General features: G+C 44.1%; 20 protein-coding genes. 5 read left to right on the top strand and 15 right to left on the bottom strand.

Annotated elements, in window-relative coordinates; all coding sequences use genetic code 11:
* Window positions 1-131 precede the first annotated feature (131 nt).
* Entirely contained in the window at window positions 132-1046 is a 915-nt protein-coding gene (locus tag FEK29_RS10805; protein ID WP_138258447.1) for a patatin-like phospholipase family protein, read from the bottom strand.
* Entirely contained in the window at window positions 1043-3172 is a 2130-nt protein-coding gene (locus FEK29_RS10800) for a M1 family metallopeptidase (RefSeq protein ID WP_138258479.1), read from the bottom strand. The genes FEK29_RS10805 and FEK29_RS10800 overlap by 4 nt, the downstream gene beginning before the upstream one ends.
* Before the next feature lie 81 nt (window positions 3173-3253).
* Here FEK29_RS10800 and recG point away from each other — a divergent pair, with 81 nt between their 5' ends.
* The 5 genes from recG (at window position 3254) to leuB (ending at window position 10316) form a co-directional block, all read left to right on the top strand.
* The gene (gene recG, locus FEK29_RS10795) at window positions 3254-5383 is read left to right on the top strand and encodes an ATP-dependent DNA helicase RecG (RefSeq protein ID WP_138258446.1); all 2130 of its coding nucleotides are present in this window, start codon (window positions 3254-3256) and stop codon (window positions 5381-5383) included.
* Between the two features lie 107 nt (window positions 5384-5490).
* On the top strand, window positions 5491-6909 hold the full coding sequence (gene leuC / locus FEK29_RS10790; protein WP_138258445.1) for a 3-isopropylmalate dehydratase large subunit: 1419 nt from the start codon (window positions 5491-5493) through the stop codon (window positions 6907-6909).
* Between the two features lie 36 nt (window positions 6910-6945).
* On the top strand, window positions 6946-7542 hold the full coding sequence (gene leuD, locus FEK29_RS10785) for a 3-isopropylmalate dehydratase small subunit (RefSeq protein ID WP_138258444.1): 597 nt from the start codon (window positions 6946-6948) through the stop codon (window positions 7540-7542).
* Between the two features lie 137 nt (window positions 7543-7679).
* The gene (locus tag FEK29_RS10780) at window positions 7680-9170 is read left to right on the top strand and encodes an alpha-isopropylmalate synthase regulatory domain-containing protein (protein WP_138258478.1); all 1491 of its coding nucleotides are present in this window, start codon (window positions 7680-7682) and stop codon (window positions 9168-9170) included.
* A gap of 90 nt (window positions 9171-9260) precedes the next feature.
* Window positions 9261-10316 carry a 3-isopropylmalate dehydrogenase gene (gene leuB / locus FEK29_RS10775; protein WP_138258443.1) on the top strand — a complete coding sequence of 352 codons (1056 nt, stop codon included), beginning with the start codon at window positions 9261-9263 and terminating at the stop codon, window positions 10314-10316.
* 72 nt (window positions 10317-10388) lie between these two features.
* Here leuB and FEK29_RS10770 read toward each other — a convergent pair whose 3' ends face one another.
* From FEK29_RS10770 to FEK29_RS10710, 13 genes are all read right to left on the bottom strand, one after another.
* Entirely contained in the window at window positions 10389-11651 is a 1263-nt protein-coding gene (locus tag FEK29_RS10770; RefSeq protein ID WP_138258442.1) for a serine hydrolase domain-containing protein, read from the bottom strand.
* A gap of 97 nt (window positions 11652-11748) precedes the next feature.
* Window positions 11749-12948 (bottom strand): MFS transporter, encoded by a 1200-nt coding sequence (locus tag FEK29_RS10765; RefSeq protein WP_138258441.1) that lies wholly within the window; start codon window positions 12946-12948, stop codon window positions 11749-11751.
* Window positions 12949-13146: 198 nt separating this feature from the next.
* A complete protein-coding gene (locus FEK29_RS10760; RefSeq protein WP_138258440.1) occupies window positions 13147-14739 on the bottom strand; it encodes an NADP-dependent glyceraldehyde-3-phosphate dehydrogenase in 1593 nt (530 codons plus the stop codon).
* Between the two features lie 10 nt (window positions 14740-14749).
* Window positions 14750-16000 carry a threonine ammonia-lyase IlvA gene (gene ilvA / locus FEK29_RS10755; protein ID WP_138258439.1) on the bottom strand — a complete coding sequence of 417 codons (1251 nt, stop codon included), beginning with the start codon at window positions 15998-16000 and terminating at the stop codon, window positions 14750-14752.
* 33 nt (window positions 16001-16033) lie between these two features.
* Entirely contained in the window at window positions 16034-17509 is a 1476-nt protein-coding gene (gene ilvC / locus FEK29_RS10750) for a ketol-acid reductoisomerase (protein ID WP_138258438.1), read from the bottom strand.
* Between the two features lie 66 nt (window positions 17510-17575).
* Window positions 17576-18103, bottom strand: coding sequence for an acetolactate synthase small subunit (ilvN, locus tag FEK29_RS10745; RefSeq protein WP_138258437.1), 528 nt, complete (start codon window positions 18101-18103; stop codon window positions 17576-17578).
* A 67-nt stretch (window positions 18104-18170) separates the two neighbouring features.
* On the bottom strand, window positions 18171-18752 hold the full coding sequence (locus tag FEK29_RS10740; RefSeq protein WP_138258436.1) for an O-methyltransferase: 582 nt from the start codon (window positions 18750-18752) through the stop codon (window positions 18171-18173).
* A gap of 3 nt (window positions 18753-18755) precedes the next feature.
* Window positions 18756-20489, bottom strand: a complete 1734-nt coding sequence (gene ilvB / locus FEK29_RS10735) for a biosynthetic-type acetolactate synthase large subunit (RefSeq protein WP_138258435.1) — start codon at window positions 20487-20489, stop codon at window positions 18756-18758.
* 25 nt (window positions 20490-20514) lie between these two features.
* On the bottom strand, window positions 20515-22197 hold the full coding sequence (ilvD, locus tag FEK29_RS10730; RefSeq protein ID WP_138258434.1) for a dihydroxy-acid dehydratase: 1683 nt from the start codon (window positions 22195-22197) through the stop codon (window positions 20515-20517).
* A gap of 396 nt (window positions 22198-22593) precedes the next feature.
* The gene (locus FEK29_RS10725) at window positions 22594-23433 is read right to left on the bottom strand and encodes a 5-oxoprolinase subunit C family protein (protein ID WP_138258433.1); all 840 of its coding nucleotides are present in this window, start codon (window positions 23431-23433) and stop codon (window positions 22594-22596) included.
* Window positions 23426-24163: a 5-oxoprolinase subunit PxpB gene (pxpB, locus tag FEK29_RS10720; RefSeq protein ID WP_138258432.1), complete on the bottom strand. Its 738-nt coding sequence runs from the start codon at window positions 24161-24163 to the stop codon at window positions 23426-23428. Before pxpB ends, FEK29_RS10725 begins: the two co-directional genes overlap by 8 nt.
* Window positions 24160-24906, bottom strand: a complete 747-nt coding sequence (pxpA, locus tag FEK29_RS10715) for a 5-oxoprolinase subunit PxpA (protein WP_138258431.1) — start codon at window positions 24904-24906, stop codon at window positions 24160-24162. Before pxpA ends, pxpB begins: the two co-directional genes overlap by 4 nt.
* On the bottom strand, window positions 24903-26096 hold the full coding sequence (locus FEK29_RS10710) for an Nramp family divalent metal transporter (protein WP_138258430.1): 1194 nt from the start codon (window positions 26094-26096) through the stop codon (window positions 24903-24905). Before FEK29_RS10710 ends, pxpA begins: the two co-directional genes overlap by 4 nt.
* Window positions 26097-26130 lie beyond the last annotated feature (34 nt).

Raw genomic sequence — 26130 nt, 5'->3', positions numbered from 1 at the left:
TGTTAGTTATTGGTTCTTGGTTGTTCCCTTCGACTAATCATATAGCCAAAGTTTTTAGAAAAATCTACACTTTTCACTTTTCACTCCATACTTGAAACCTAAAACTAACAAGCGTCTAGCGTCTAACTAAACTACTCATTCTCATTCGGCTCGATGGGATTTGTTTCCTCGTTTTTGTTCTTGGCATAGAGGTAGCCCCGTTTCCACCAAAGTGTCATTTTTTTCTTGTCGAAGATCAACGAGTTGGTGGTTAATATGGTAGGTGTGTAATATAGGTTAATAATAGCGTTGTTCTGATTGGCAACGAATTTCCCTATCCGAATATTTTGGGTCTCGATGCGGTCAAAAACAAAGCTCATCATAGAAGTCAATAGTTCGAACGGATTTCTGGAGGGCATTCTATTGAGGTAATTCACCTCGGTATGCAGCACTACCACATCCACTTCGGTGGCGCCCCTTTTAATGGCTTCTTCGATGGGCACGATGCTTCCCAATCCGCCATCGGCATATTCGCAACCTTCCTTACGGACCAAACTCATAAAGGGGGTATAGTTGGCCGAAATCCAAATCCAATCGCAAAAATCCTCGTAGGAACAATCCTTTATGGATTTGTACTCGACTTGGTTCAAGGAAAGGTTACTTACGGTGATGACCACGTCGGACATTCCTTTTTTCAACTTGTTGAACTCCGTTTTGGTAAGGCTTTCCCCTATGAGTTTTCGAAGGTTCTCACTTTCCCCAAAGGTCTTTTTACCTCGCACAAAATTCCGAACGACGTTCCAATGGTTGATGCCAATTTCATCCGTACCATGCTTTTTTTTGACCACAAACGGACAATTGTTGAAAATACTTTCCTGGGTAACGTTGGAATAAATGCGTTTTATTTTATCCAGTTTGCCCAAGGCCAAATGGGATATCAACAGACTTCCGGTAGAGGTACCCACAAAGATATCATAGGTTTTGCCCGCATCTTGAATCAAAAATTGGGCAACACCGCCTGCAAAGGCGCCTTTACTTCCCCCACCTGAAATGACCAAAGCCTTCATGGTAACTCTATTTTTGTTTTAAGATAACGTAAATCGGCGTCTTTTAGTTTTTGGGCCACAGCTACCAGTCGATTTTTTAGTTCGGCATCCTTCAATAATTCGTCCAACAAATTTCTAACATAGGATCTAAACTGCCAAGAATGATGGTCGGTCGCCAGTATCAAATTCCTTAACGCCGTATCGGTCAGGCCATTGATTTGAAACAAGTATTGGAACGCCCCTTGGCGGACTTCTGGATTGAAGTTTGGATCCGAATAATGAACCAGTTCGGCCAAATACTCTTGTTTTTGCGCAGGATTATACTCCGGAGTCACCAAGGCCAAGGCCAACCACAGCAAGCGGACATTTTTATTGGGCAAACCAACTACATCTTCAAGTTTATTCAAATACACCACACGATTTTCAGGAAAAGCCTCCCATAATTTGAAAAGGGCATATTCTTGGGTTAGGTAACTTTTGTCCTGCAAAAACGGTTCAAAATACGTTTTAAACTCGGGCGTAACTTTTGGAATGGACATGGCCAACGCTTGCCGCACCTCCAGAGAGTTTTCATTTGCGGATATCTTGTGGATGGTAGATTCCGGAATTTGATTAAAATCCTCAAATAGCAATTGGGTTTTGAAGGGTACAGGGGTTTCTTGATTCCATAATCCCATCAATTTTTCATTGTCCAAACCATCTGACGAATCAATTTGATCTTGTAAATAAAAGTAGTTTTTCAAACTTTCATTTTTCCCTGTCAAATAAGTCTTTGCGTCGTCCCAATGAAATTCGGTTGAATCCAACCATTTGGATTTAAAATCATTCAAGTTTTTCTTTGAAGCTATTTCCATTTCTCGCAGAAAATCCTGCACAGTCACATTTTTAAAGGCATACTTTTCCAGATAGGAAGCTACACCCTTTCTAAAGGCATCGTCCCCTACTTCCTCCCGAAGCATCACCAAGGCCCAAGCACCCTTTTCGTAAAAAGTGAGACTGCTCGCTTTGGGATCTAGAAGACTTTCCCCTTTGCCCGACTCTGACAATTCTTCCAACTGATGGGCGGTATCAAACAACTTCCAGTAAAAATGGTCGGCACCAAAGAGCTGCTTTTCCGCCAGATAGGCATAATAGGTAGCAAAGCCCTCATGAAGCCAGTGGTGGTTGCCATCCTTCTCGGTGACCAGGTTTCCAAACCATTGGTGGGCCATTTCATGGGCGTTGATGTTCACATAATTCCTATCGATGAATGCCGTGGAATCTATGACATAGGCATCGGAAAAAATTGTGGCGCCCGTATTTTCCATTCCGGCATACAGAAAATCGTGCACCGGTACCTGTTTGTAATTCTGCCAGGGATAGGCTACACCGATTTCTGTTTCGAAAAAATCAAAAATCTCTTTGGTATAGCGATAGGTTGGTTCCACGCGAAGGCTGTCCTCTGGATAGAAATAATTTTCGAGGGCAACCCCACTTTCGGACATCAATTCCTGCTTGTCGTATTCCCCAATGACAAAAGCCAACAAATAACTGCTCATGGGCTTTACCATATCAAATTGCCATTTGGTCACTTCATCCTTAGTTTCCCGCTGTAGCAAAATCCCATTAGCTATAACCTCAAAACCGGTATCCACGGTAATATCCATATCGAACTCCACCTTCTCCTCCATGGCATCAAAACTGGGAAGCCAATGGCTGGTGTACTTTCCCTGGCCTTGGGTCCAGACTTGGCTTCGGCTACGCTCAGCCACCAGATTCATATTATTATTCGAACTGTTGTACGATTTTTCATTTTCAAGGTCAATGAAATAAACCGTCTGTTTTGGGCTGCAGGAGTATCGGATCAAAAGTTCGTGAGTAGAACCCTTTTCAAAGGAATGGCCAATAGTCAGTTTTCCGTCCGCATAACCTATGCCGATACTCTTTCCATCCAATCGTACTTCGGCAAATTCCATATTCCTGGCATCCAACCAAACGGAATCCACACGTTCCAAGACCTTGAACGTGTAAAGGACCTGCCCGTCAATTCGTTTTTCATTAAGAATTGGACGAATCTCTATGGCAGCATGCAAAAAATCCACCTTTTCCTGATGCTGGGGATAGATGGCGAAACTGCAAAAGATGATTACAAACAAAAACCGATACATATTCATGGCACTTCAATTCTTCTACCAAATTAAGGCTTTTCCTGTTTTGCAGTTACAGATGGTAAACCCTAATTTAGTCGGATGAATGCCGGATTCCTTCAAACTCCCGTTGCGTATCTCAAAGGTGTGGGGCCAAACAGGGCCGAGACCCTCCAGTCAGAACTGGGCATTCATGTCTATCAGGATCTCTTGAACCTGTTTCCCAATAGGTACATTGACAAGACCCAATATTACAAAATCGGCCAACTGCAAAAGAGCAATGCGGAGGTACAGATTGTGGGCAAAATCGTTCATATCAAGACCGTGGAGCAAAAACGGGGCAATCGTTTGGTGGCCAAATTCGTGGACGATACCGGAGAAATGGAACTGGTTTGGTTCAGGGGCCAAAAATGGATTCGGGAAAATTTAAAACTGAATGTCCCGTACGTCATTTTTGGCAAGTGCAACTGGTTCAACGGCATGTTTTCCATGCCCCATCCAGAGATGGAACTTCTTTCAGAACATGAAAAGAATCTCCGAATCCATATGCAACCGGTCTACCCTTCCACCGAAAAATTAAGCAATAAGGGTATTACGAACCGAGTGCTTAGCAAATTAATCCAGCAATTGTTCATTGAAACCAAGGGCAGCTTTGCAGAGACCTTATCCAATAAAATCCTTGACGAGTTAAAATTGATCTCAAAAAGTGAGGCCCTTTACAACATCCACTTCCCAAAAAATCAGGAACTATTGGCGAAGGCCCAATTCCGATTGAAATTCGAGGAGCTTTTTTACCTACAGTTACAGTTGATTGCCAAAAACATGTTGCACAAGCAGAAAATCAAAGGCTTCAATTTTGACCAAGTGGGGCCTTTGTTCAACGATTTTTATGCCAATCATTTGCCTTTTGAACTTACCGATGCACAAAAAAGGGTCATCAAGGAAATTAGGGCCGATTTAGGTAGCAATGCCCAAATGAACCGACTGTTACAGGGCGATGTTGGATCAGGAAAAACCATTGTAGCCGTTATGACCATGCTCTTGGCCATAGACAATGGATTTCAGGCCTGTTTGGTCGCCCCCACGGAAATATTGGCCAATCAACATTATATTGGAATTAAGGAGCTTTTGCAAGGAACGGGTGTTACGTGTGAACTCCTGACAGGGTCCGTTAAAAAATCCGTCCGAAAACCCATACATGAACAACTGGAGAATGGTGAGCTGCATATATTGATCGGCACCCACGCCGTGTTGGAAGATAAGGTCGTCTTTAAAAATCTGGGCTTGGCCATCATCGATGAGCAACACCGGTTTGGGGTAGCGCAGCGTTCCAAGTTGTGGCATAAGAGCCCAAACGATGGGGAGGTTGGAGGGAGCACTCCCCCCCACATTTTGGTGATGACGGCCACGCCCATTCCTAGAACCCTTGCCATGAGCTTATATGGGGATTTGGACATATCGGTAATCGACGAATTGCCTCCCGGCAGAAAACCCATAAAAACGGTACATCGGTATGATTCCAATCGGCTTAAAGTATTTCATTTTATAAAGGAGGAAATCCAAAAAGGTAGGCAAGTCTACATCGTATATCCCCTGATACAGGAATCCGAAGCTTTAGATTATAAAGATTTGATGGACGGTTATGAAAGCATCGTCCGTGATTTTCCCCAACCGCAATATCAAATTTCCATCGTACACGGGCAGATGAAACCAGAGGACAAGGATTACGAGATGGAACGGTTCGTAAAAGGCGAAACGCAAATTATGGTGGCCACTACGGTCATTGAGGTGGGCGTAAATGTTCCCAATGCCTCGGTTATGATCATTGAAAGTGCGGAACGCTTTGGACTTTCTCAATTACATCAATTACGGGGACGTGTGGGCAGGGGTGCCGACCAAAGTTATTGCATCCTTATGACAAGTTATAAGTTGAGCTCCGAGGCGAAAACCCGATTGGAAACCATGGTACAAACCAATGATGGATTCGAGATTGCCGAAGTAGACCTAAAACTGCGGGGACCCGGAGATATTATGGGAACCCAACAAAGTGGAATGCTCAACCTTAAAATCGCCGATATCGTCAAGGACAATACCATTTTAAAATCAGCGAGATATTTTGCCATGCAATTATTGAAAGACGACCCCACGTTGGAGAAACCCGAAAATTTGGTAATCCGTCATTTTTATGCCCAATTAGCCAAGTTTAAAAATATCTGGAACTATATTAGTTAAACATCATATTTAACAGATTCCAGTTTTGGACATCGTAATTTAAACACCTGCCGATTTCCTAAAAATCCTTGTTTTAACTATTTTTACACCCTTACATTATAAAGATTATGAGCGCTAATAAAACGTTATTTGATAAGGTGTGGGATTCCCACGTAGTCCATAAAATTGAAAACGGTCCGGACGTCCTGTTCATTGACCGCCATATGATTCACGAAGTAACAAGCCCGGTTGCATTTCTTGGTCTGAAGAACAGGGGCATCGGGGTTTTATATAATAACAGAACGTTTGCTACGGCAGACCATAACACCCCTACCAAAAATCAGCACTTGCCCGTTGAGGATCCCCTTTCCGCAAACCAATTGAAAATGTTGGAAGAAAATGCCAATGAACACGGTATTTCTTACTGGGGATTGGGCCATGAAAAAAATGGAATCGTTCACGTTGTGGGTCCTGAATATGGTATTACCCAACCTGGGGCAACCATTGTTTGTGGTGATTCCCATACTTCGACCCACGGTGCATTTGGAGCTATAGCCTTTGGTATAGGTACATCTGAGGTGGAAATGGTTTTGGCCACACAGTGTATCATGCAGCCCAAACCAAAAAGAATGCGTATCAATATCAACGGTGAACTCAGTAAAGGGGTAACCCCAAAAGATGTCGCATTGTTCATAATTAGTCAATTGACAACTTCAGGGGCTACCGGATATTTTGTGGAATATGCCGGGGATATCTTCCGAAATATGAGTATGGAAGGAAGAATGACCGTGTGTAACCTAAGTATAGAAATGGGTGCACGTGGTGGTATGATTGCACCAGATGAAAAGACTTTTGAATATATCAAAGGGCGGGAATTTACGCCTACTGGCGAAGCATGGGACAAGGCGATGGCCTATTGGGAAACCCTATATACCGATGCCGATGCCATATTCGATAAGGAACTCACATTCGATGGTTCACAGATAGAACCGATGATTACCTACGGTACCAACCCAGGCATGGGAATGGGAATTTCCAAGGAAATCCCAATGGCTACGGCTACCCAAGGTGGAGCTAGCAGCTATAAAAAATCCTTGGAATATATGAAGTTCAACGAGGGAGAGAGCATGATGGGCAAGACTATAGATTATGTGTTCCTTGGAAGTTGTACCAACGGAAGGATCGAGGACTTTAGGGCCTTCACTTCTTTGGTAAAAGGTAGAAAAAAAGCGGATAACGTAACGGCGTGGTTGGTTCCGGGATCACATAAGGTAGAAGCCGCCATCAAGGAAGAAGGTTTGTTGGATATATTGACCGAAGCCGGATTCGAATTAAGGGAACCGGGTTGCTCGGCATGTCTGGCCATGAACGAGGATAAAATTCCGGCCGGTAAGCTGGCTGTAAGTACTTCCAACCGAAATTTTGAAGGAAGACAGGGACCCGGTGCAAGAACCATTCTGGCAAGCCCATTGGTAGCTGCCGCCGCGGCCGTAACTGGTAAGGTAACAGATCCCAGGGAATTGATGGAAGAGGTTGCTATACACTAGTTCACTAACCACTAACACACTAACAACTATTTTAAAATGGCATACGATAAATTCAATATACTTACATCAACAGCGGTACCGTTACCCATAGAAAATGTGGATACGGACCAGATTATACCCGCACGTTTCCTAAAGGCTACCGAGAGAAAGGGGTTTGGCGACAACCTTTTTAGGGATTGGCGATACAATCAGGACGATAGCCCAAAAAAGGATTTTGTCTTGAACGACCCCACATACAGCGGAAAAATATTGGTGGGAGGCAAAAACTTTGGCTCGGGATCCTCCCGTGAACATGCTGCGTGGGCGGTCTATGATTACGGATTCAGGTGCGTTGTTTCCAGTTTTTTTGCTGATATTTTTAGGAACAACTGCTTAAATATTGGGGTGCTACCCGTGCAGGTGAGTGCGGATTTTCTACAAAAAATATTCGACGCCATTGAGGCCGACCCAAAAACCGAACTGGAAGTAAGCCTTCCGGAGCAAACAATTACATTGTTATCCTCAGGGGAAAGTGAATCTTTTGAAATCAATGGTTACAAGAAAAATAATATGATGAACGGTTTTGACGATATCGACTTTTTGTTGAACATCAAAAAGGACATTCAAACGTTTGCTGCCAACACTCCGCTCTAAGTAGTATCCCAACCATATTGGAATGAAACCCTCATTGAGGGATTTGTTATTGCAAATAAAATACCTCTACGAAAGGAAATGTTTAAGAATCAAGTAATTGACCTAATTTTAAACGTGTGAAAAGAAAGTTGGAAATCATGGATACCACCCTTAGGGATGGGGAACAGACCTCTGGGGTATCCTTTTCCGCCTCCGAAAAATTGACCTTGGCCAAATTACTCTTGGAGGAACTCAAGGTTGATCGTATTGAAGTAGCTTCGGCACGAGTTTCGGAAGGAGAGCTCCAAGCGGTGCAGCAAATAACGGAATGGGCCAAAGCCCATAATTATTTGGACAAGATAGAGGTACTCACTTTCGTGGATAGCGGCGTCTCCTTGGATTGGATGGAAAAGGCCGGTGCCATTTCCCAAAATTTATTGACCAAAGGTTCCTTAAACCACTTGACCCACCAGCTTAAAAAAACGCCTGAACAACATTTTGCTGAAATTGCCGAGATTTTCAAAGCGGCTTCTGAAAAGGGAATCATCAATAACATTTACCTGGAAGATTGGAGTAATGGCATGAGGAACTCCAAGGAATATGTTTTTCAATTTTTGGATTTCCTCATTACGCAACCGATTAAACGGGTTTTGCTACCGGATACCTTGGGAATACTCACTCATACCGAAACATCCGAATTTATTTCGGAAATCGTTCAAAAATATCCTCAGTTGCATATTGATTTTCACGGTCATAACGACTATGATCTGGGCGTGGCCAACGTCATGGAAGCCATAAAAGCAGGGTGCCATGGACTGCATCTCACCATAAACGGTATGGGGGAACGGGCAGGCAATGCCCCTATGGCCAGCGCCATTGCCGTCATCAATGATTTTCTGCCGGATGTAAAAATTAATTTGAACGAGAAGGCACTTTATAAAGTAAGTAAATTGGTATCGGCTTTTACAGGTATCAGTATACCGGCGAACAAACCCATAGTTGGGGACAACGTTTTTACGCAAACCGCTGGTATTCATGCAGATGGAGATAGTAAGAAAAATCTTTACTTTAGCGATTTGATGCCGGAACGATTCGGTAGAAAACGAAAGTACGCCTTGGGTAAAATGTCCGGAAAGGCCAACATCCAAAAAAACCTACAGGAACTAGGACTTACCTTGAACGATGACGAACTTAAAAAGGTTACGGCTCGCATAATTGAGCTGGGCGATAAAAAAGAACGCGTCACGAAGGATGACTTGCCCTATATCATATCCGATGTTCTGGATACGGATTATCAGCAAAAAGTGTTTGTAAAGTCCTATGTATTGACACATTCCAAAGGATTGCGCCCCTCCACTACCCTTTCATTGGAAATCGACGGTAAAACCTTTGAGGAAAATGCATCGGGCGACGGACAATACGATGCTTTTATGAACGCCTTGCGAAAAATATATAAGGCCCAAAATCTCGTATTACCGAGACTGACGGACTATGCCGTGCGAATTCCTCCCGGTAGTGCCTCGGATGCCCTTTGTGAAACCGTCATTACGTGGGATCTGGACGGAAAGGAATTTACCTCCCGTGGTCTGGATTCTGATCAAACGGTATCGGCCATAAAGGCCACGGAAAAAATGTTGAATCTTATATAGATATTACTTAATAGATATAAGATTTGAGATATATGATTTGGGATTTGATCAACTTAAAACTTTAAACTAAGAACTAGAAACAAAAAAAACATGAAACTAAACATAGCCCTATTGGCCGGTGATGGAATAGGCCCTGAAGTAGTAGATCAAGCGGTAAAAGTATGCGATGCCATCGCGGCAAAATACGACCACGAAATTACATGGAAACCTGCTTTGACAGGGGCGGCCGCCATCGATGCCGTAGGTGAACCGTATCCAGACGAGACCCATGAAATCTGTGCCAGCGCAGATGCCGTACTATTCGGTGCCATAGGCCATCCAAGATTTGACAATGACCCATCGGCAAAGGTGCGTCCGGAGCAAGGACTTTTAAAGATGCGACAAAAATTAGGTTTGTTCGCCAATGTTCGGCCCACATTTACCTTTCCTTCCTTGATAGACAAATCACCTTTGAAAAGGGAACGTATCGAAGGAACGGATTTGATTATCCTAAGGGAACTTACCGGAGGTATTTATTTTGGGGAACGCGGTAGAAAGGACGACAACCATACTGCCTTTGACACCATGACCTATCAACGGTTCGAAATTGAGCGATTGGCTAAAAAAGGTTTTGAAATGGCCATGAAACGTTCCAAAAAGCTGTGCTGCGTGGATAAGGCCAATGTACTGGAATCCTCTAGATTGTGGAGGGAGACCGTACAGGCGATGGAAAAAGATTATCCGGAAGTTGAAGTTTCCTATGAATTTGTGGATGCCACGGCCATGCGTTTGATTCAATGGCCAAAAGGATATGATGTGATTATTACCGCGAATCTTTTTGGGGATATCCTTACCGATGAAGCCTCCGTAATTTCTGGATCTATGGGATTAATGCCATCTTCCTCCGTAGGTAGCAAGGTATCCTTGTACGAACCGATACATGGTTCCTATCCGCAAGCTGCCGGTAAGGACATTGCAAATCCTTTGGCGACTGTTTTATCGGCCGCGATGCTCTTTGAAGATCTAGAATTGACCAAAGAGGCCGAAGAAATCAGAAGGGTGGTCAATAAATCCTTGGCCGAGGGTATCGTGACAGAAGATTTGGCGGAAGGCGGAAAATCTTATAAAACAAGTGAAGTTGGGGATTGGCTGGCAAAAAACATCTAAACCATTTACCTTATAAAATTAAAAACCCTCAATGTTTTCGTTGAGGGTTTTTTCTTGAATTACACTTAAAAACTATAAGCTCGCCAAAGCATCGGGTGATAATTCATAAATATATTGTACTAAAGCCCTTAGTTCCGGTATCACATTTTTTGCCAGACTTGAATGATTGTTCATTAGCACACAAATGCCAAGGTCGGCATCTGGAAAAAGAGCAATTTCATTTCTGTAACTATTGACACTGCCTCCATGATGTACTATGGTTTCCTCTTTATTGGTTGTTTCATTCTTCATTGTGTGGATTCTCCACCCAAAAGCATAAGCTGATTTTAAGTGTCCTTCCCAACGTTGATAATACTTATTGTTCTCGTTCAATTCGATAAAAGGCTTAAAAGCTTTTTCCAAAGTACTTTTTGCCATAACGGAAGTATTATGTCCCAATAAAAAGCGCATCCATTTACCCATATCATTGGCACTGGCATCGATGCCGCCCGCAGCAACAGCGTTGTAATAGTTGTCCTTCAGTGGCAAAATTCGCCAGCTATGTCCGTTTTTTATATGGGGCTCTGCAATATTCCCCTTTTCCAAAAAAGAAGCATGGTCCATGGAAGCACTGTACATTCCCAAAGGTTCAAAAAAACGTTGCATCAATAATGTGTTGATATCCTGACCGGTGGCCTGAAGCATAATTTCCTGGGAAAGCGCGAACATAGCGTTTTGGTAGCTGTATTGAATACCTGGCGGACTTTGGGGTTGCACCTCCTTAAATTGACCTGCAATCTTGCCCATGGACAAACCTGCTTCCACCAAATTGGTATAACTGTGATAGGGTGTTCCTGAAGTATGGGAAAGCAAATGGGCTATCTTAATACTCTGGGTATTCGTACTATCCCCAAAAACAAACTCCGGAAGATAATCCGTAACCTTGTCCATAAAATCAAATGCACGCTCCTCCACCAACTTGGCTGCCAAAACACCCGTAAAACCTTTGGATAAGGAACCTAATCTGAATACGGTTTCGCCATCTATTCGAGTGCCTTTTTGGTTATTTCTCTTTCCATATCCTTGGGACAGTATAATGGAATCTCCTTTTACAATGCTTACACCGGCACCTACAATTTCACCAGATGCAATGGCCTGATTAAAGTATTGTTTCACAGCCTCTTCCAAGGCCCTCTTTCGGGAAGCATATATTTTGGCTTCCTTTTGCATGGCCAACCGCTGTTGCAGTTCCTCTGGAGAAACCTCTTCAACTTTCGTATCTATGGTCGCAGCGGACAAAACAAAAAGAATCAGCACCAAAAATGAGGAGCCAAAAATAAGTTTAAATCGATGCACTTTGGAAAATGGTTTAAGTATAACTTCTAACGCAAAAATTAGAAATTCATTACGGCCAAAATCATAAAGTTGTGAAAATACTAAATTCCGATGTCAATTAGGAAGGTACCGCAACTTTATTCGATTTTCCTATTTGCTGTTTTCGGTAAAGGTATATCGCTATGGCCAATATTACTCCAGATGCAGCCAAGATTCCACCAACCAAACTGGAATAGATCACCTCCAACCCAAATACCATGGGCAAACCTGCCAGATAGGCCCCCGAAGCATTTCCCATGTTAAAAGCACTTTGGTTCATAGAGGACCCCAGCATTTCAGAGCCTTTTGCCGTATTGATGATGGCCATTTGAATGGGCGTGGAAACCGTAAAGGCAATGGCGCCTATCAAAAAGGTAAATACCATCAATATATACGGATTTGAAGCAATGAACATATTGATTACCAAGACAATGGACATAACGGACAAACTTATAATAACGGCCCTTAAAGGGGAAAATACTTCCGCCATTTTGGCCCCAACAAAATTTCCAAAAACCATCCCCAATCCGGCGAGCATCATCGCATAGCCTACATAATGGTCTTCCAAGCCGGCCACATCAGTTATCAATGGGGCAATATAGCTATACCATGCAAAAAAGCCTCCCGTCCCAATAGTGGTCAAGGCAATCATGGCCCACAATTGCTTGTTTCGTAAAGCCTCTGATAATTTTACTTGGGGCGTATTGGTCGCCGCTTCCATTTGTGGCATCCAGAACTGCAAGGTGGTCAATGTTAATATACCGACAACACCCACCAAAAAAAATGACATGCTCCAGCCAAATTCCTGACCAATGTAAGTGCCGATTGGAACACCGATAACATTGGCAACCGTCAACCCTGAGAACATCATGGCTATGGCTTGGGCCGATTTGCCCTTTCTTGCCAATTTCATGGCCACTACCGCGCCAATACCAAAGAATGCGCCATGGGGTATTCCAGATAAAAACCGTAGTAACAATAGTGTTACGTAATTCGTAGAAAGCCCCGAAAGGGTATTGAACAGGGTAAACCAGACCATCAAAATGAACAGCATTCGTTTTGGGGACAGTTTGGACCCCAAACTGGTCAACAAAGGTGCACCTACCACAACGCCAAAAGCATAGGCCGCTATGAAATGTCCGGCTTGAGAAATTGTAATTTCCAAGGCGTCGGAAACTTCCGTAAGTATGCCCATAATGACGAACTCTGTTAGCCCAATGCCAAAACCTCCGAGGGCCAAGGAGAAAAGTGCTTTTTTGTTCGTCCGTTCTAAATTCATAGTGCTCTCATTCGTTTTTACCATGCAAAACTAGGGAACTTATTTGCCAAAAGTTATTTGTACATTATCCTATTTATGTTCAATATTAACTCAATACCCTAACAAATTGTTAGTTATTGTTAAAATGCCATATTTCTAGGCAAAACTTAATAAAAAAGCCGAAACGAACGTTTCGGCTTTCATTCTGTTGTTTGATAATTAAAGAATGTAATCCGTGCTTACAAAATTGGAAACCTTGGCTTCCAACAACTGCTGTACAGTTTCCGTATTCAAATCATTGTCCTTAAATGCAACAAAGGTCCTTATGGAAAATGAACGCAAAGCATCGTGCACACTCAATGTAGACTGTGCTGAATCCTTCCTTCCCGTGAACGGATATACATCCGGACCTCTCTGACAGGAACTGTTCAAGTTTACCCTACAGACCAAGTTCACCAAGGTATCGATCAACGGAGAAAGTGTATACACGTCCTTACCAAAAAGACTGACTTGCTGTCCGTAGTTGCTTTTCGCCATATCGTCCAAAGGTTCTTCAATATCGGAAAAAGACAACACAGGAATAATAGGTCCAAACTGTTCCTCCTGATATACGCGCATTTCCTTTGTCACCGGATATAGGACGGCCGGCCAGATATAATTATCAAAATGCTTCCCTCCTTTTTTATTCAATATTTTGGCTCCTTTAGCAACGGCATCATCTATGAGTTCCTGAATATAAGCGGGTTTATCAGGTTCCGGCAATGGCGTCAATTTTACGCCATCATCCCACGGATTTCCAAACTTCAATTTATCCACTTCATCGGCAAATTTCTTAAGGAAATTTTCACGAACCTTCTCATGTACATAGATAACCTTCAAAGCCGTACATCGCTGACCATTAAAGGAAAGGGTGCCTGCCAAACATTCATTGATAGTCAGTTCCATATCCGCATCCGGCAAAATAATTGCGGGGTTTTTAGCTTCTAAGCCAAGAACCAATCGCAACCTGTTGCTTTTTGGATGTTGGTCCTGCAAAGCGTTTGCAGATTTACTGTTTCCTATCAAAGCCAAAACATCCACTTTTCCTGTCTGCATTATAGGTGCGGCGACCGTTCTTCCCCTTCCAAAAATAACATTCACGACACCTTTTGGAAAACAGGATTGAAAAGCCTCTAACAAAGGAGTAATTAACAAAACCCCATGTTTGGCTGGTTTAAAAATCGTCGTGTTTCCCATAATGATAGCAGGAATCAACAATGCAAAGGTCTCGTTCAAAGGGTAGTTATAGGGTCCCAAACAGAGTACCACGCCTAAGGGCCCCCTTTTGATATGGGCATAGACACCATCGTGCTTCTGAAACTTGGCTGCGTTTCTATCCAAGTTTTTGTAGTCTTCAATGGTATCTTCCACATACTCCACCGTTCTGTCAAACTCCTTTTGGGAATCTGGAAGGGATTTTCCAATTTCCCACATTAAATATTTTACTACAATGTCCCTTTTGGTCTTCATCTGCTTGACAAAATTTTCCATGCAAATGATACGATCCCGTACATGCATTGTGGGCCATACACCCTGCCCCCTATCATAGGCAGTAAGTGCTGCGTTCAAAGCATCCATGGCTTCCGGTTCCTGCAAATCTGGAATACTGCCCAACAAGGTGGGTTTATAGTCCTCGGTGGATGAAATCGTGGAATAAACTTCAGTCACAGGTCCTGACCACTCCTTTAACTTGCCATCTATCAAATACTTGGTTTGGTGAATGGGCTGCTCAATGGCGAACTCTTTAGGTATGTTGCTATTCTTTTTGCTCATGTTCTCAATTTTATACTAAATATTGAAATAAATCCGGTTTGTCGTTTATATATTCCCCAAAAAAATTATTGGCCTTCATGCGCTCCATTAAAGGTTGTAAATCCTCTGGATTTTTTAGCTCGATACCCACGACGGCCGGCGCATTTTCCTTGCTGGATTTTTTGGAATACTCAAAATGCGTTATGTCATCCGTAGGACCCAAAATCTCCGCAACAAATTGCTTAAGGGCTCCCGGGCGCTGGGGAAATCGGACAATAAAATAGTGTTTTAATTTCCCATATAAAAGGGCACGCTCCTTTATTTCCGCAGTTCTTGTAATATCATTATTGCTACCGCTTACGATACAGACCACGTTCTTTCCCTTGATTTGGTCTGCAAAGGCGTCCAACGCCGCGATGCTCAAAGCCCCAGCGGGTTCCACAACAATGGCGTCCCTGTTGTACAAATCTAATATAGTTTGACAAACCTTCCCCTCATGTACCGTTACGATATCGCAAAGATGTTCCCTGCAAATGGCAAAAGTGAGGTCCCCTACCTTTTTTACCGCGGCACCATCAATGAACTTATCGATATGTTCCAATTCCGTATTCCGATTGTTCTCCATGGATGTTTTCATGGACGGAGCTCCCAAGGGTTCCACACCAATAATTTTCGTCTTTGGCGAACGGTTTTTAAAAACAGCCGAAAGCCCCGATGCCAGTCCGCCCCCACCTATGGCAACGAAAATGTAATCGATGGGGTTCGTGGCCTGTTCCAACAGTTCCAGTCCCACGGTACCCTGTCCCTCAATTACCTTGGGGTCATCGAACGGATGGATAAAGGTCTTGTTTTCGGCAGTACAATACTTCATGGCCGCATTGTAGGAGTCGTCGAAGGTATCGCCTTCAAGTACTATGCGCACCCATTCCTCCCCAAACATCTGCGTTTGCTCCACTTTTTGTCTTGGGGTTACGGAAGGCATATAAATCGTTGCCTCAATTTTTAAATGTCTACAGGCAAAGGCGACGCCTTGCGCATGATTGCCGGCACTCGCACAAACCACGCCATGCCTTCTTTCTTCCTGAGAAAGGGAATTTATTTTGTTAAAGGCTCCCCGTATCTTGTAGGACCGGACCCGCTGCAGGTCTTCACGCTTCAAAAATACATTTGCCCCAAACTGTTTGGACAAACGTATACTAGGAGTAAGCGGCGTTACCTCCGATACTTGCCGAATGGTCAACGCCGCTTGCTGTATATCCTCTACCTTTGGGAAATATTCCATAAGATGTACGGTAAAGGTCCGTTATATCTAAGATTACACGATAGGTTTCATAGCGGTCATGCTCTCACGTAGCCTTGCACCCACAATTTCCACCGGATGTTCCCGTAGTCTTTTGTTCACTTCGATCAGTTTCGCATTGTCCACATCATTGTCACTGCCTTCGCCATAATGCTTCCCGATGACATCGGTATCTATTTTTTTCATGAAGTCCGCCAACAAAGGTTTACAGGCATGATCGAACAAATAGCAACCGTATTCCGCCGTATCTGAAATCACCCGGTTCATTTCAAAAAGTTTCTTTCTAGCAATCGTATTTGCAATCAACGGGGTCTCATGCAGGGATTCGTAATATGCGGATTCACCAATGATCCCCGATTCTGTCATGGACTCATAGGCGAGTTCGACCCCGGCCCGTACCATGGCCACCATCAATACACCGTTGTCATAGTATTCCTGTTCTGTAATGGTCATATCGCCTGCAGGTGTTTTTTCGAAAGCCGTTTCCCCGGTTTCCGCTCTCCAGGTCAATAGATTCTTATCGTCATTGGCCCAATCTTCCATCATGGTCTTGGAGAAATGTCCCGTCATGATATCGTCCATGTGCTTCTGGAACAAAGGCCGCATGATATCCTTTAATTCTTCGGAAAGTTCAAAGGCCTTTATTTTGGCCGGATTTGACAAACGGTCCATCATGTTGGTGATACCTCCATATTTCATACCCTCCGTAATGGTTTCCCATCCGAATTGGATCAACTTGGAAGCGTAGCCCGGGTCGATACCCTTTTCGATCATTTTATCGAAACATAAAATGGAACCTGTCTGCAACAGACCACAAAGAATAGTCTGCTCGCCCATTAAATCGGACTTTACCTCCGCAACGAAGGAAGATTCCAACACCCCGGCCTTGTGTCCGCCCGTAGCGGCAGCATAGGCCTTGGCCTGTTCCAAGCCTTTTCCCTCCGGGTCATTTTCTGGGTGTACCGCAATCAAGGTAGGTACCCCAAAACCTCTCTTGTATTCTTCCCGTACCTCAGAACCCGGACTCTTGGGGGCGACCATGATTACGGTAAGATCTTTTCTGATTTTTGTTCCCTCTTCAACAATATTGAATCCGTGTGAATAGGACAAGGTAGCCCCTTTCTTCATCAAGGGCATCACGGCGCCTACGACCTGGGTGTGTTGCTTATCCGGAGTAAGGTTAATGACCAAATCTGCACTTGGAATCAATTCCTCATAGGTTCCAACTTTGAAACCGTTCTCAGAGGCATTGAGGTATGACTGTCTCTTTTCCTTAATGGCGGCGTCCCTCAGTGTATAAGCGATATCCAGTCCGGAATCCCTCATGTTCAAGCCTTGGTTCAAGCCTTGGGCACCGCAGCCTACGATTACAATTTTCTTTCCTTTTAACGCAGTTACGCCATCGGAGAATTCCGTGGCTTCCATAAATCTACATTTTCCCAATTGCGTCAATTGGTCCCGTAACGACAGCGTATTAAAGTAATTTGACATTTTATTTCTAGTTTTTAAGTGTGATTTTTCCCAAAAGGGATTTTGATTAATTAGTTTTCAAAAGTATTAATTGTGCTGGAACTCTTTCAACAAAGACGTAATCTGCATTTCATCCTTGGTCACCGAGATTCGGCCGGAACGCACGAACTGCATAATGCCAAAGGGCTTCAATTGTTCGTACATCTCATCAATCTCGAACCTTCTACCACTCTTTGCCAAAACGAAAAATTCCCTGGAAACCGTAACGATCTGTGAATTACTTTCCTTGATGATGTTCTGGATCTGGCGTTCATCGAACAAAAGATTGGATGCTATTTTAAACAGGGCCGATTCCTGATAAATGGTTTCATCATCCGTATGGTAAAAGGCCTTGATGACCTCTATCTGTTTTTCAATTTGCCCAACGATGTTATGCACCCATTTTTCCGTAGTATTGACTACGATGGTGAACTTGGATACGTGGTCTATTTCCGATTTTGAAACGTTCAGACTTTCTATATTGATGTGCCTTTTTAAAAATATGCCCGATATCCTATTGAGCAATCCCACATTGTTTTCGGAATATACCGATATGGTAAACCATTCATTTTTCATTTCGAAACCCTAAATTCTTGGCCACTTTTTGTGGCGGTTAATTTTTATATGGACCTACAGTCCTTCCTTATTTTATTTTTACGGCCAACACGATTCCCGTTGACCAATTCATTTTTGTCAAGGTTATGTCCTCCCTACTTTCCAAATGCTCCACCAATGCCTCCACATTTTTGTCGTGTCCTTCTGGCCAATTGGGCTGCGCCAACATATCGTCGATGACATAAAAACCACCGATTTTCAACAATGCCAAGGTTTCTTCCAACTGACCGTATTTTCCGGGCCATGCATCGGCAAAAATCAAATCGAACTTTTCACCTTTATAGTTTTCGATCCATCTAGCCCCATCCTGACAAATCAATGTTACCCGGTCGTCATCGCCAAAGAAGGAACGGGCAATTTCAATCAATTGGGAATCATTATCTACCGAAATTAGTTCCGATTCCGTATCCAGCCCATCAATGATCCATGACAAACTCAAGCCTATTCCGGTCCCCAGTTCCAAAAATCTTCCCCCAGGTTTTGAACTGACCAAGGTTTTTAAAAAGGTCCCCACATATACATCCGATGGCATGGTAAACCCAATTGCATGGGATGTATCCTGTAGTGCCTTGTAAACCTTTGGGATATCTAGGACGTTGGAATCGTTCATAGACTATTTCAATCGTATCTCGGACACCGCTGCACCGGAAGGAATCATCGGGAAAACGTTGTCCTCCTTTTCAACTTTTACCTCCAAGAAATATGGATTTTTTGAAGCCATCATTTCCTGAACCGTACTTTTCAAATCCTTTCTTTCGGTTACTCTTTTTGCTTGGATATGATACCCTTCGGCAATCTTTACAAAATCCGGATTCGTCATGACCGTGGAAGCATATCTACGGTCAAAGAACAGCTCTTGCCATTGGCGCACCATTCCCAAGTGGTCGTTATTCAACACCACAATTTTCACCGGAACGTTGTGTTGGAAAATAACCCCCAACTCCTGAATCGTCATTTGGTATCCCCCATCGCCTATGATGGCCACTACCTCCCTGTCCATGGCACCCATTTTGGCACCGATGGCCGCTGGAAGTGCAAAGCCCATGGTTCCAAGTCCACCGGACGTAATATTACTTTTGGATTCCTTGAATTTCGCATATCTACAACCGATCATCTGGTGCTGGCCCACATCCGTAACGATCACCGCCTTTTGGTCCGAAGCCAAATTGATTTCCTCGATTACCTCGCCCATGGTCAAACCTTCCTTGGTAGGATAAATGTCATTTTTAATGACCGTATCATACTCAATCTGATATTTTTCCTTGAAGAGGTTATGCCATTTTTCGTGTGAATTGGAGTTTATCAAAGGAAGAATCAGGCCCAAGGTTTCCTTTGAATTGCCCAACACGGCCACATCGGCATGGACATTTTTATTGACCTCGGCAGGGTCGATCTCAAAATGGATGACTTTTGCCTGTTTTGCGTAATCTTCCAATCGACCTGTTACCCGATCGTCAAAACGCATCCCGATGGCGATCAGCACATCGCATTCATTGGTCAATATATTGGGTCCATAGTTCCCGTGCATCCCAACCATCCCCACGTTCAATGGGTGATCGGTATCCAAGGCCGATGCTCCCATGATGGTCCAAGCAGCAGGAATCCCGGCTTTCTCCACCAGTTCCTTCAGCTCTTGCTCCGCCTTACCAAGAATGACGCCCTGGCCCCAAACGATCAATGGTTTTTTGGCGTTATTGATCATATCCGCCGCCTGTTTTAAAGCCTCAGGATTTGGTTTTGGTGCGGGCTTATAACTTCGTACACCCGTACATTTTGTATAACTGAAATCCAGTTCGTCAAACTGGGCATTTTTGGTAATATCCACCAATACCGGGCCCGGACGGCCGGATTTGGCAATATAAAAGGCCTTGGCCATGATTTCCGGAATTTCGGAAGCCTTGGTCACCTGATAGTTCCACTTGGTGACGGGGGTAGAAATACCAATGATATCCGTTTCCTGGAAGGCATCGGAACCCAACAAATGTCGGGGTACCTGACCCGTGATACAAACCAAGGGCGTGGAATCTATCTGGGCATCCGCCAGACCCGTTACCAAGTTGGTGGCCCCCGGACCTGATGTCGCCATGGCCACCCCTACTCTTCCTGATACCCTCGCGTACCCTTGCGCGGCATGGGTCGCTCCTTGCTCATGTCTTGTTAGGATATGCGTAAGCTTATCCTGGAATTTATATAGTTCGTCATAGACAGGCATAATGGCCCCGCCCGGGTAGCCATAGATCAAATCGACCCCTTCCGCCAACAAACAATGGATGATGGCTTCCGCACCACTAATTTTCATGGATGTTGCAGTCTCCTGCGCTGTCTTTTTTTCTTTCAATGTTTCCATATCAAACAATTAAAAATACGCCTGATTAAAATTCGTCCGTTACACATCCGTTTGCTGCGGACGATACACTTCTGGCGTACTTGTATAACATTCCTCTTTTGGCCTTTAGTTCCGGTGCCACCCATTTGGCCCTTCTCGCTTCCAGTTCGGCATCGGAAATTTCAATATCAATGGTATTGTTCACGGCGTCAATGGAAATAATATCCCCATTCTGAACCAATGCGATGTTCCCTCCAACCTGTGCTTCCGGTGACACGTGGCCGACCACAAATCCGTGCGATCCACCCGAAAAACGGCCATCCGTAATCAAAGCGACATCCTTGCCCAGTCCCGCTCCCATGATGGAAGAAGTAGGTTTCAACATCTCCGGCATTCCGGGTGCCCCTTTGGGACCTTCGTAGCGAATAATCACCACATCGCCCTTTTTGACCTTCCCGTTCTTGATGCCTTCGTTCACGGCCGTTTCGCTGTCAAAGACATTGGCGGTTCCTTTAAAGGCCAGTCCTTCCTTGCCCGTAATCTTGGCGACCGCACCTTCCGTAGCCAAATTCCCGAACAGAATTCTAATATGCCCTGTTTCTTTGATCGGATTGTCCAAGGTATGGACAATGTCCTGGCCCTCGATCAGGTTGGGTACGTCCTTTAGGTTTTCGGCAAGCGTCTTTCCAGTAACCGTCAAGCAATCGCCGTGCAACATTTCGTTATCCAACATATACTTTAAAACTCCGGGAATACCACCTACCCCATGAAGGTCTTCCATGGAATACTTTCCGCTCGGTTTTAAATTGGCCAACAAGGGTGTGTTGTCGCTTATTTTCTTAAAGTCCTCCAAAGTGAATTCTATCTGGGCGGCCTTGGCAATCGCCAAGAAGTGGAGCACGGCATTGGTGGATCCACCTAGAACCGTTACCAATCTAAAAGCGTTCTCCAAGGATTTTTTGGTAACGATGTCCAAAGGTTTGATATCTCGTTCCAGCAACAATCGCATCGCCTCCCCGGCCTTTACGGATTCCTGTTCCTTCAGGTTTCCGTCGCTGATGGCAGGGTTCGAGGAGTTGAATGGCAAAGACATTCCCAACGCCTCAATGGCCGAGGCCATGGTGTTCGCGGTGTACATACCACCGCAGGCACCTGCACCCGGACACGCTTTGTGGATAACTTCCTTGTATTCTTCTTCATCTATATTTCCGGCTACTTTTTGTCCATAGGCCTCAAAAGCGGAAATAATATCCAGTTTTTTTCCATTATGACATCCCGATGCAATCGTCCCACCATATACCAAAACGGAAGGCCTGTTCAAACGCAGCATCGCCATAAGGGCACCCGGCATATTCTTGTCACATCCTACCACCGTAACCAATCCGTCATAGCTCATGGCCTCTACGACCGTTTCCATAGAATCGGCAATAACATCCCTTGAAACCAAGGAATAACGCATCCCTGGGGTTCCGTTGGCAATACCGTCACTCACACCAATGGTATTGAAAATAAGACCAACCAACCCTGCATTGTCCGCACCCTTCTTCACATGTACCGCCAAATCGTTTAAGTGCATATTACATGGATTCCCCTCATAACCTGTACTTGCAATACCGATCAGGGGTTTCTTCAAATCATCATCTGTTAGGCCAATGGCATGTAGCATGGCCTGTGCCGCTGGCAATGTGGGGTCTTGGGTTACAGTTTTACTATACTTGTTCAATTCCATTTTTTCGTCTTCTTCCTTTTATTTTTACGTTGGCGTATATCAAAGATATAAGTTTAGTAAGCGTTCATTTTTTAACATTTAAATCAGGTTCAAATTCAATACCCATAAAAATTAATTAAAAAACTGTCCTTCAGATACTTAACCTTTGTTTTATTATCATATTCAATACATGGTGATTTCAAATGGAAACATAAAAAAACCTGTATCGGATGGCTCTGATACAGGTTTTTTAAGTCAACGAAAAATCTATATCATTTCCTATTGGAAATAATGACGACCTCAATGACAATTTCGTTATTCATAATCATGGGACAATAGTACGCAAAAAATCAATACGTCCAAAATACTATTTTAAAAACGATGGCGGGCTACAGGCAAATAGGGCGTTTCCCCCGACTAAATAAATTTAAAGGATACCATATTGCCTTCCCGTTTTTGTGCCAATACGGAAATGGACCTATCCGAAAGCTGTAATATCCTTGGATAGCCACCGGTAGTCTGTCCGTCCTTCATAAGCACGATCAACTTTCCCGATGGAGTCAACTGGATGGTGCCCGGTAACGTGGCCGAAGTTAGAATGCTATGTTGATGCGCTTCCAAGGTTTCGGACAGTTGGTAGGCCATACGATTGTTTTCCTTGGAGACGGTGAATTTCCGTGAAAAGAGGTTTTCCAGTTGTTTATCCGTCAGTAAATCGAATTCCGGGGCCTTATAGACTTCCAAAACGGTCTCGTCCAAAAAGCTATCCACTTTCAATTCAGAAATTTTGGGTGCAAAATTGCGGTGTTCCCCATAGGGAACCTCATCACCCTCCTCAATTCTATTTACATTCGTAATGGGAACATAAAAGGAACGGCTGCCCAATATTTCCTTCGTTTTGAATCCGCCCTTTAAGGCCAAATAGCTTCTAAATCCCTTTTTAAGTTTCCCATAGGACAGGATATCCCCTTCCTTCACGGGATAGACTTTATAATTTTGGATGGGTTCATTGTTCAAGGTCACGGAAATCTGTGCTCCTCCCAAAACGATGTAGGTGTCCTTTTCAAATAACAAGGTGGGGCCCGTCATGGTAATTTCCAAAACGGCACTACGATCGTCGTTTTCCAACAAGGTATTGGCCTTGTAAACCGATTGCTGGTCCATACATCCCGATACCGGAACCCCTTTTTTACGATGATGGAACCGACCCAAATCCTGTACGCTCGTGAAAAATCCGGCTTTTAAAACCTTAAGCATCCAATAGTATTTTTTCTGGTTTATAAATACCCACCTCGGCCTCGATTTTATGTAGTTCGTACTCGCCCATGGAAATGGGTTGAAACTGAATTTTATCCCCAACGTTCACAAAACAAGGGTCCTTTTTATTCCTATCGAACAAGGGCACCGGACAGTTGCCGATTATGTTCCAGCCACCTGGGGATTCCTGCGGATAGATTCCCGTTTGCTTTGACGCGATACCTACGGAGCCTTTTTGCACTTTTAATCTGGGGGTCACCTTTCTGGGGATCTCCAGTTCCGCTGGCACACCGCCCAAATACATAAAACCAGGAACGAACCCGATACCATATACAGTGTATGTATTTTCCGTGTGAAGTTTGATAATCGCGTCCACACTTTTATCCAAACGCTTTGCGACGTCTTCCAAATCGATACCAAAGGACCTGTCGTAACATACAGGCAATTTCCAAAGTACCCTATCCCTAGCCACGCGCCCCTTAGATCGGTCATACCATTCCTGTAGGGAGTGGATAAATTTTGGAAAGTCGATTTCCAGTTTGGGATGAACCAACAGGAGCGAATTGTAGGCGGTTATCGTTTCCCAATCCTTTTCCTTGAGGCAATCCTTCAGGAGAAAGTCCTCAAAATCCAAAATGCTTTCCAAAATATGTTCGCTTACCTCGTTGGGCCATTCGATCAATATGGCGTGTCTTCCATACGGTTTTAAGGAAATTGGGGGATGCGTCATCTTTTTAAGGCTATCTGATATTTTGGTAATTCCTTCGTAATATACGTCAATATTTGCAAAGCTTCCGGGGTGTCGCCATGCACGCAATAGGTTTGGGCAAGCATCGGTTCAAAGGTATTAGCTATGGTCCTGACCTGCCGCTCCTTGACCATCCGCACCACATGGTTCAACACCTCTAGGGGTTCCGTGATCAATGCATTGGGATGGGTTCTTGGAACGAGGGTCAATTCTTCCGTGTAATTTCTATCGGCGAAAGCCTCCACCTTTATTTGGAACCCTTCCTTAAGCGCTAATTTTTCCAAGACGGAATCAAAAGGTACGAACACTACCAATTCAGATTTATACTCCTGAATCGCATCCAAAAAGATACGGGACAATTCTCCGTCCTTTGCCAAATCGTTATAAAGCGCTCCGTGGGGCTTGATATGTTGTATCGAAACTTTTTCCTCTTTGCAGATCGATGCCAACTGATGGATTTGATCTTTGATACTTTGGGATAATTCCGTGGCATCCATGGAAAGTGATTTTCTTCCAAAATTTTCACGGTCCGGATACGAGGGATGCGCCCCTATCCCAACTCCAAACTTTTTTGCCAAACGAAGGGTCTCCCGCATCGAATCCCGATCACCCGTATGTCCCCCACAGGCAATATTGCAACTGGAAATGTATGGAAACAGCTTCGCTTCATTGGCCACGCCCTCTCCTACATCGCAGTTGATATCTATGGTATATTCCGTCATCATACTACTTCCAACACCTTTAAAATACTTTTTATTCCCAAAAAGACAGCTATCAGCACAATGGAAATTCCCAAAAGGTTCTGCATTACTGTATTCTTGTTATCGGCCATCAAGGTGACCCTGTTCACCACCCAAAGCAGAAAAATGGCGATTATGGGCAGCAGGATTCCGTTCGCAATTTGGGCGAATTTGATGACTTCTATCGGTTTGATATTGAAGGAAAGGAAGAAGACGCCCAAGCCCAAAATGACCATCCAAACCATTCGGAATCTAGTATCCTTCAGTCCTTGCTTCCATCCAAAACAATTGGCCGCAACATAGGACGCCGCCAAGGGTGCGGTAATGGCCGATGTAACCCCGGCGGCAAAAAGTCCGATTCCAATGAAGTATCGGGCACTGGTACCGTACAAAGGTTCCAAAGCCTTGGCCATGTCCATGACACTTTCGACCTGCATCAAATCTACCGAAGCTGCCGCCACAATAATACACATGGAAACGATGCCGCCCAAGACAATCGATATATAGGTATCACGCTTCGCATATTCCAAATCGGTTTTCGATTTCCATTTTTCACTTACCAAGGAAGCGTGTAAAAACAAATTGTACGGGACTACGGTAGTCCCAACAAGCGCAATTACGGTTAGGATATTTTCATTTTCCACCTTCGGAATAAAAAGCCCTTGCAAAATCAATAATACATCAGGTTTGGTGAGCAGGGCCGTAATGACGAAGGAAAGGCTCATGAGGATTACCAAGGATATGAATACCTTTTCCAGTACTTTATAATTTCCGATAAATAATAGGAAAAAGGCCAAAAACCCGATAACGAACGGATAGTATCCCGTAAACGAAGTTCCAAAAATGGCTTCGAGGCCTAAGGCCCCCCCACCAATGTTTCCCGCCTCGTAGGCGGCATTGCCCACGACGATGGCCGAAACGATAATACCCAACACCCCCGTTCGGATATACGGATTTACCAATTCCTGTTTGATTACTTCCGCCAATCCCTTTTGGGTGATGATGCCCAACCGGGCCGACATTTCCTGTAATACCATCGTAGCCACTATCGAAAGTAGCATGGCCCACAAGAGGGCATATCCAAAGGAAACCCCTGCCAAGGTACAGGCCGTTACCGTTCCCGGACCAATGAAGGCGGCCGCAACAAGGACTCCCGGACCCATTTTTTTGAACATTTGGCAGAAAATTTTCGGTTTTGCTAAAGATACC

The sequence above is a fragment of the Maribacter aurantiacus genome (assembly GCF_005780245.1).
Lineage (GTDB): Bacteria > Bacteroidota > Bacteroidia > Flavobacteriales > Flavobacteriaceae > Maribacter > Maribacter flavus.
The sequence above is the reverse complement of the archived record's forward strand: the minus strand, read 5'-3'. Positions and strand labels throughout refer to the sequence as shown.

What these genes read in the sequence shown, in the direction of transcription:
- FEK29_RS10805 (WP_138258447.1), bottom strand. Translation starts at nt 1,046, where the DNA reads ATGAAGGCTTTGGTCATTTCAGGTGGGGGAAGTAAAGGCGCCTTTGCA.
- FEK29_RS10800 (WP_138258479.1), bottom strand. Translation starts at nt 3,172, where the DNA reads ATGTATCGGTTTTTGTTTGTAATCATCTTTTGCAGTTTCGCCATCTAT.
- recG (WP_138258446.1), top strand. Translation starts at nt 3,254, where the DNA reads ATGAATGCCGGATTCCTTCAAACTCCCGTTGCGTATCTCAAAGGTGTG.
- leuC (WP_138258445.1), top strand. Translation starts at nt 5,491, where the DNA reads ATGAGCGCTAATAAAACGTTATTTGATAAGGTGTGGGATTCCCACGTA.
- leuD (WP_138258444.1), top strand. Translation starts at nt 6,946, where the DNA reads ATGGCATACGATAAATTCAATATACTTACATCAACAGCGGTACCGTTA.
- FEK29_RS10780 (WP_138258478.1), top strand. Translation starts at nt 7,680, where the DNA reads ATGGATACCACCCTTAGGGATGGGGAACAGACCTCTGGGGTATCCTTT.
- leuB (WP_138258443.1), top strand. Translation starts at nt 9,261, where the DNA reads ATGAAACTAAACATAGCCCTATTGGCCGGTGATGGAATAGGCCCTGAA.
- FEK29_RS10765 (WP_138258441.1), bottom strand. Translation starts at nt 12,948, where the DNA reads ATGAATTTAGAACGGACGAACAAAAAAGCACTTTTCTCCTTGGCCCTC.
- FEK29_RS10760 (WP_138258440.1), bottom strand. Translation starts at nt 14,739, where the DNA reads ATGAGCAAAAAGAATAGCAACATACCTAAAGAGTTCGCCATTGAGCAG.
- ilvA (WP_138258439.1), bottom strand. Translation starts at nt 16,000, where the DNA reads ATGGAATATTTCCCAAAGGTAGAGGATATACAGCAAGCGGCGTTGACC.
- ilvC (WP_138258438.1), bottom strand. Translation starts at nt 17,509, where the DNA reads ATGTCAAATTACTTTAATACGCTGTCGTTACGGGACCAATTGACGCAA.
- ilvN (WP_138258437.1), bottom strand. Translation starts at nt 18,103, where the DNA reads ATGAAAAATGAATGGTTTACCATATCGGTATATTCCGAAAACAATGTG.
- FEK29_RS10740 (WP_138258436.1), bottom strand. Translation starts at nt 18,752, where the DNA reads ATGAACGATTCCAACGTCCTAGATATCCCAAAGGTTTACAAGGCACTA.
- ilvB (WP_138258435.1), bottom strand. Translation starts at nt 20,489, where the DNA reads ATGGAAACATTGAAAGAAAAAAAGACAGCGCAGGAGACTGCAACATCC.
- ilvD (WP_138258434.1), bottom strand. Translation starts at nt 22,197, where the DNA reads ATGGAATTGAACAAGTATAGTAAAACTGTAACCCAAGACCCCACATTG.
- FEK29_RS10725 (WP_138258433.1), bottom strand. Translation starts at nt 23,433, where the DNA reads ATGCTTAAGGTTTTAAAAGCCGGATTTTTCACGAGCGTACAGGATTTG.
- pxpB (WP_138258432.1), bottom strand. Translation starts at nt 24,163, where the DNA reads ATGACGCATCCCCCAATTTCCTTAAAACCGTATGGAAGACACGCCATA.
- pxpA (WP_138258431.1), bottom strand. Translation starts at nt 24,906, where the DNA reads ATGATGACGGAATATACCATAGATATCAACTGCGATGTAGGAGAGGGC.
- FEK29_RS10710 (WP_138258430.1), bottom strand. Translation starts at nt 26,096, where the DNA reads ATGTTCAAAAAAATGGGTCCGGGAGTCCTTGTTGCGGCCGCCTTCATT.